Here is a 7,468-nt window from a genome sequence, read left to right as displayed (position 1 = left end):
GTACCAAATAAGGCACTATTGGTATCTGCCACATAAGCTTGGAGTTGATGAGTAAAGTTTTGAGTAATACCCATATAATCCGGCTCTAATTCTTGTACTGCCTCAACTGCTTTACGAATAGCAACTTTATTATCGTGGCGCGCATCACGTAGTGCACGTAAAACATCTTCATTCGGATAAACCCCAAAGCGTTGCCCTAGATCGAAATCGTGTAACTTCCAATAACCTTGCACTGTTGGTAAATCGTGAGTGCTTAAGGTTGTCATTGCTTGGTATGGGTAGTCAGCTAATGGTTTACTACCTTGATTATCAAATTCAAAATAGAAAATATTATAAGCTAAAATACCTTTGTTTTCTAACGCTTCCAACATACCTTCTGGTACAGTACCCAATGCTTCGGCTACAATTAAACATTGATGGCGTTGGCTTTCTAAGGCAAGAATCGCTAATAGATCTTCAAGTGGGTATTTAATATAAACCCCATTTTTAGCTGAATCGCCTTTAGCTACCCACCATAGGCGAGCAAATCCTAAAATATGGTCGATGCGTAATGCCCCACAATCTTTCATATTGGCACGGAGTAAATCAATAAATGGTTGATATCCTCTATACTGTAATATTTCTGGATGCATTGGTGATAAACCCCAGTTTTGCCCTTGTGGAGCTAAAAGATCTGGTGGAGCACCTACTGAAGCATCTAATACATAGAGTTCTTTATCCGCCCAAGTTTCAGCTCCATTATCCGCAACACCTACAGCAAGATCACGGTAAAAACCAATAGGCATACCCAGTTGTTTTGCTAATTCATTACATTCTTTAAGTTGCTGTTGAGCTAAAAATTGCAACCACATATAAAACCTAACTAAATTAGAATGTTCTTGTTGGAATATTTTAACCGCTGAATTTTGATAGCTTTGATATTGGCTATCCCAGTTTGTCCACCCCCACTGATCGTTAAATTGTGAAGATAACCATTGATGTAGTGCATCGAAAGTACCTTGGACTTTCAACGTTTCACCATTTTCTGCAATAAATTGCTCAAATTCAGTTTGATCTTGTTGTTTAAATGTATTGTAAGCAAGACGCAATCCTTCAAGTTTTAACCAAATAACTTGTGAATAATCAACGTAATCTTTGTTACGAGCCTCGCTAATTTGGTGTTGAACGTCACTTGAATAGAACCAAGTTTGTGCTTCTTTACTATGTTTAAATGCTTCAACAGCCGTTACATCAATATATAGAATATTTTGCCATAGACGAGAGGATGGACTATACGGGCTTGCCTCCTCTGGGTTAGCAGGGAAAAGAGCATGAATTGGGTTCAGACCTATAAAATCTCCATCTTTTATTGCTAATCTGGTTAGGAACTGTTTGAGATCGCTAAAGTCACCAATTCCCCAGTTATTTTCAGAGCGTAGCGTATAAAGTTGTAAAATCGAACCCCATAATTTTTTACCTTGTTTTAACTCTTTAGGTTGGTATGTGGTTTCTGGTGTAACAATAATACGACATTCAGTAGAATAATTAGTTAAAGTAAGTTGATGATAACCAAGAGGTAAGGTATCTGGTAATTCAATCTGATTAGATTTGCATTTTCCTTTGATGATCTCACCGCTTTCTAATAATAATGTCCAATTAATTGATAATGATTTTTTTTGACCTTCAAGATTTAAAGGAAGAGCTAAAGCTTTACCTTGTTTAATAACTTTAACTGGGGGAAGAATTGTTATAGGTTTAGACTCTCCGAGTAATGTTGCCATACGATCATAAACTGATTGTTCAGCGTATTTTTTATTGCCATCTTCATCTAAAAAGTAAGAATAAAGATAAGGATGCTTTGTCATATTATTTCCTAAAAAATATCTCAAAATTAAAATATATTGAATATAAAACGCTCTCTACTAGATTTATGAGTAAAGAGCGTTTTACATTAACCTTTTACGCCACCAGCTGTGAGTCCACCTACTAGCCAACGTTGAGCAACGATAAAGACGAGTGTAATTGGAATCGCTGAAAGTATAGCCGCCGCAGCAAAGTCACCCCAAAGGTAGTTTTGTGGATATAAGTATTGTTGCATACCTACTGCGAGAGTGTAGTTGTTGACATCTCGTAACAACAGTGAAGCAACAGGAACTTCAGTAATTGCTGCAATAAAAGAAAGAATAAACACCACTGCAAGAATAGGTACAGAAAGTGGTAATAGAATTAAACGGAATGTTTGCCAAGGGGTTGCACCATCTAAACTTGCAGCCTCTTCAAGAGATTTATCAATAGTCTCAAAGTAACCTTTGATTGTCCAAATGTGCATTGCAATTCCACCCAAATAAGCAAAGATTACTCCTCCGTGTGTATTTAAACCAAGTAATGGAATGTAATTACCTAAGCGATCGAACAGTGCATACAACGCCACAAGGGAGAGTACTGCTGGAAACATTTGGAAAATTAACATACTTTGCAAAAGTGTCTTTTTTCCAGAAAAACGGAAACGAGCAAAGGCATAAGCCGATGTTGTAGATAGTGCGAGAGTAATTAACGCAGTAATAGTTGCTACTTTCACTGAATTCCATAACCATAATAAAACAGGGAATGGTGGGGGAGTTACCGAACCATCAGCATTAGTAATGCTAAAACCTAACGCTAATTTCCAGTGTTCCAGAGAAAATTGACTCGGAATAATTTCCCCTAACGCAAGGTTTCCCGGTCTAAGTGAAATACCCAGTATCATAAGTAAAGGGAACATGATTAACGCACAGAAACAAATGAGGAAAAAGTGCGTTACAAATAAACGCAATTTCATTGATTTTGGTTGAACAATAGCCATATTATTTTCCTTTTTCTTTTATGCTCTTCTATTTGTGATAGTTTAGAAGAGCAAAATCCTATTCTTGTTGCATCTTAGTTAAACGAATTTGGAATAGCGCGAGAGTACTTACCAATATGAAAATTATCACTGCAATTGCAGCCGCTAATCCGAAATCTTGTGTGCCACTTCCTTCAAATGCAATACGATAAGTATAGCTAACTAATAAATCAGTATTTCCTGCTGGTGTGCTGGTGCCAATCATACTTGGACCACCACCTGTTAATAATTGAATTAAAACAAAGTTATTAAAGTTAAAAGCAAAACTTGCGATCATTAGTGGCATAAGTGGTTTAAGGAGTAATGGCATCGTAATTTTTATGAAGTTTTGCCATACACTAGCTCCATCAATAGATGATGCTTCATATAAATCAGATGGAATTGCTTTTAATAAACCCATACATAAGATCATCATATAAGGATAACCCAACCAAGTGTTAACGATTAAAATCATCACTTTTGCTAAGAATGGATCATTGAACCATTCTGGACGAATACCAAATAAGTTATTTAAAATAAGGTTAATTTCTCCGAAGCTCTGGTTAAATAGCCCTTTAAAAATCAACATAGAAATAAAAGCAGGAACTGCATAAGGTAAAATTAACAATAAACGGTAAGCTGCTTTTCCTTTTAATGCATTCCATTGGACTAATGAAGCAAAAATCATACCTAATGCAGTGGTAAATACAACAGTAAGAAATGCAAAAATAACGGTCCAAATAAAAATCTTAATGAAAGGTTGTTGAACACCTTTATCCGTTAAGATCTTAATAAAATTTTTCCAACCAATTGTTACGGTATAACCGGGTTCTAAGCGTTTTCCTGTGAATTGATCTTGACTATCAATTTGTTCAAAGAAACCGATGTCATCATTCGGTTTATAACGTTCGCCTGTTTCTAAGTTAGTGAGAATGGTCGTTGTATCATCATATTGATAGCGACTACTTTGTTGTGCGAATTGACGTAACGAACTCATCGTTAGGCTATCGTTATTTGGCAGAATTAAATTAATATTTTGTAATTGTTGTCGGTTTTGAGTAGTAACTCGCAATGAAGCAACAGGTTGGTCTGGTAATGATTCTACTTCAGATATGTTGATATTACCTTGGAGATTAGAAATAACAAGTGGTTCGGAAAGATAATTTTTTTGTAATTTGTTATTATCTAATGCAATTTGATATTTTCCATCTTCTGACTCAAGTAATTTGAAGCTATAACGCTCACCTGAAAAATACTTCTGATTTTTTAACTGAGTCACAACTTGTTTGAAATTTAATTGATTTGAACCACTATAATTTGTGAAGGCGATTACAACAGTGGCGACTAAAGGGAAGATAACAAAAATTCCCATTGCTGCTACACCGGGGTAAACATAACGCCAACGATAAGTTATACGGTTACTAAAAATATAAATACCAGAAGTGATAACAATTAATGCTAAAAGAGCAAAGAGAATTTCACCCTGAAGATAGATAGTAAAGACTAAATAAAATGCAATCAGGTACAGTAGCCAGACAAAAGTCCTTTTTACCCAAGTGTGGGATAATGAATTTGGTGCTTGAGTTGAGGATAACATAAGATATTCCTTTTATAACTACTTTTTGAATAATTGCCTAAAGGCTAAAGACAAATTAATGAAAATTGTAAAAATAATGGACAATATAATCACTTACGATTAAAACGAGTATTTAGTTTCTTTTTATTAATTAAAGGTTTGGCAAAATTTTTTCGCCAAACCTTTTGATTGTAAGTTTTTTAAGACTAAATATTATTCTTTTTCAATCTTTGCTTTGGCTTCATCTAATGCATCTTTCACAGATTGACGGCCTGTTACTGCAGAATTAATAGCCGCTTTTTCTGAATACCAGAAACGGCTCATTTGTGGAATGTTTGGCATAATTTCACCATTTTCTGCATTTTGCATTGTTGCAGCAATACGAGGATCCGTTGCTAATTTAGCTTGATAGCTTTTTAATGCAACGGCACCAAGTGCCACATCATTATTGACTGTTTCTAAACCATCATCGGTTAGTAAATAATTTTCTAAGAACTCTTTTGCTAAGTCTTGATTTGGACTTGCAGAGTTAATTCCAGCACTTAGTACACCAACGAAAGGTTTTGATGGTTTACCATTTAACGTTGGTAATACAGCTACACCATAGTTGATGCCACTTTTTTCAATATTTGCCCAAGACCAAGGGCCATTGATTGTAAGAGCTGTATTGCCTTTGTTGAATGATGCTTCTGCGACAGAGTAATCCATATCGGCATTGATAACTTTTTTATTCACTAAATCAACTACAAATTGTAAACCAGTTTGAGCCGCTTTATTTGCTACACCAATATCTTTTATATCATAGCCGTTATCGGTAACTTTAAATGCGTATGCACCTTGTGATGAAATTACTGGCCATGTGAAGTAAGGTTCTGCAAGGTTCCACATAATTGCATTTTTGCCTTTAGCTTTTAGATCAGCATCTAATTTTTCAATTTCTTCCCAAGTAGTTGGTGGGGTAGGGATTAAATCTTTATTGTAGATAAGTGATAAAGATTCGATTGCAATTGGGTAAGCAATTTGTTTTCCGTTGTATTTAGTTGCATTCCAACCAATATCAGATAATTTTTTTCTAAAATCAGTACTGGTTTGTATTTCAGCAAGTAAACCTGCTTGAGCATAGCCACCAAAACGGTCATGGGCAAAAATAATGATATCTGGACCATCACCTGTTGAAGCAACTTGAGGATAAGCTTCTTCTAAACCACTTGGGTGTTCAACAACAACTTTGATTCCAGTTTCTTTTTCAAATTTTTTTCCTACTTGATCAAGTCCGTTATAACCTTTATCGGAATTTATCCAAATATTTAATTGACCTTCAACGATCTTAGCATTAACACCCTGTGCTAAAAATACTCCAGCGAGTACTGTTAATGCAGTTTTAGTTAATTTTGTCATGACTTTACCTCTTCATTGTATGAATAAAATTTAGTTGATACATATTTCAAGATTCTTAATAAATAAGCATCATCCCCATAATTCATCCCCAAACGTTGAATTAGTGATCTAGATCTCATTTTTCAGTTATTTTTCTAAAATTGAGAAGAAGTTCACATAAATTTACATAAAAAATGTGATTAACTTCACAGAAAAATCATTTTTTTACCTAAAAAATTTTTTCCAGAAAAGAGAATAAATTTGTTGGAGTATGATGGCAAAAGATAGGAAAATCAGTAAGCTATACCACAAATAGTTTCGGGAGGAATAGAAAAATGGCAGAGGTTAAACTCGTTAACGTAGGAAAATCTTACGGTAATGTGCATATTTCTAAAAACATTAATTTACATATTGAAGATGGTGAATTTGTGGTATTTGTCGGCCCATCTGGCTGTGGTAAATCGACTTTGCTACGAATGATTGCTGGATTAGAAGATATTACAACAGGCGATTTGTATATTGGTGATAAAAGAATAAATGATACACCACCTGCAAAGCGTAATATTGGGATGGTTTTTCAATCTTATGCACTCTATCCTCATTTGAATGTTGCTGAAAATATGTCATTTGGTTTGAAACTTGCAGGGCATCCTAAAACAGATATTGATCGGCGGGTAAATCAAGTTGCTGAAATTTTACAATTAGCGCATTTATTGCAACGTAAACCTAAAGAGCTATCTGGTGGACAACGTCAGCGTGTTGCTATTGGTAGAACTCTTGTTTCTCAACCCGAGGTTTTTTTATTAGATGAACCTCTTTCTAATTTAGACGCTGCATTACGTGTTCAAATGCGTGTTGAAATTTCAAAATTACATAAAAAATTGGGTAGAACCATGATTTATGTGACACATGATCAGGTCGAAGCAATGACGCTTGCTAGCAAAATTGTTGTATTAAATGCAGGTGGTATTGCACAAGTGGGTAAACCTTTGGAGTTATACCATTATCCTGCAAACCGTTTTGTAGCTGGGTTTATTGGTTCACCTAAAATGAATTTCTTACCAGTTAAAGTGATTGAAATAAAAGAAGATGGAGTAAAAATTGAGTTACCAGATGCGGCCCATTTGAATTTTTGGATTCCAGTAGAAAGTGCGGGGGTTAAAGTAGGAGATAACCTCTCGCTTGGTATTCGTCCAGAGCATTTATTGCCTTGTGAACAAAGTGATATCTGTATTAAAGGTACAGTGAGAGTTGTTGAACAATTGGGTAATGAAACTCAAATTCATGTGGAAATGCCACCTATTAAACAAAGTTTAGTGTACCGTCAATCGGATATCGTGCTAGTTGAAGAGGGGGATGAAATGTCGATAGGAATCAATTCAGAGCGGTGTCATTTATTTAAAGAAGATGGTATGGCTTGCAAACGATTATTTAAAGAGCTTGGAGTATAGCTACTTTTTATTTTTTAATTTTTCATAACGTCAATTTTAATAAAAACTTATCAACATAGGAGCAATCTATGAATATCAACAAAACGTTACTTGCGGCATTTGTTTCTAGTGCTGTCCTTTCCACATCAGCTCTTGCAGTTGAATTCCATGGGTACGCTCGTTCAGGTATTGGTTGGACTTCTGGTGGGGGTGAACAATCAGCATTTACTGTAAATGGTGGAGGTT

At 35.2% G+C, this 7,468-nt stretch carries 6 protein-coding genes; 2 read left to right on the top strand and 4 right to left on the bottom strand.

Features of this window, described 5'->3' with window-relative positions; translation table 11 throughout:
- From malQ to malE, 4 genes are all read right to left on the bottom strand, one after another.
- Positions 1-1,844 (bottom strand): 4-alpha-glucanotransferase (gene malQ / locus Q1J40_RS00385; protein ID WP_301098043.1); only part of this gene is annotated, 1,844 nt, incomplete at its 3' end.
- Positions 1,845-1,930: 86 nt separating this feature from the next.
- A complete protein-coding gene (gene malG / locus Q1J40_RS00380; protein ID WP_301098042.1) occupies positions 1,931-2,821 on the bottom strand; it encodes a maltose ABC transporter permease MalG in 891 nt (296 codons plus the stop codon).
- Between the two features lie 58 nt (positions 2,822-2,879).
- Positions 2,880-4,436 carry a maltose ABC transporter permease MalF gene (malF, locus tag Q1J40_RS00375; protein ID WP_301098040.1) on the bottom strand — a complete coding sequence of 519 codons (1,557 nt, stop codon included), beginning with the start codon at positions 4,434-4,436 and terminating at the stop codon, positions 2,880-2,882.
- Between the two features lie 192 nt (positions 4,437-4,628).
- Entirely contained in the window at positions 4,629-5,813 is a 1,185-nt protein-coding gene (gene malE / locus Q1J40_RS00370; protein ID WP_301098038.1) for a maltose/maltodextrin ABC transporter substrate-binding protein MalE, read from the bottom strand.
- Between the two features lie 314 nt (positions 5,814-6,127).
- Between malE and malK the strand changes: the two genes are divergently transcribed.
- Positions 6,128-7,243 (top strand): maltose/maltodextrin ABC transporter ATP-binding protein MalK, encoded by a 1,116-nt coding sequence (malK, locus tag Q1J40_RS00365; protein ID WP_301098036.1) that lies wholly within the window; start codon positions 6,128-6,130, stop codon positions 7,241-7,243.
- A gap of 68 nt (positions 7,244-7,311) precedes the next feature.
- The coding region (locus Q1J40_RS00360; protein WP_502306651.1) for a carbohydrate porin at positions 7,312-7,468 on the top strand (157 nt) is incomplete at its 3' end.

The organism is Otariodibacter sp. (assembly GCF_029256985.1).
In the GTDB taxonomy this organism is placed as follows: Bacteria; Pseudomonadota; Gammaproteobacteria; order Enterobacterales; family Pasteurellaceae; genus Otariodibacter.
Note: the sequence above shows the minus strand (reverse complement) of the source record. Positions and strands in the feature narration are given on the sequence as shown.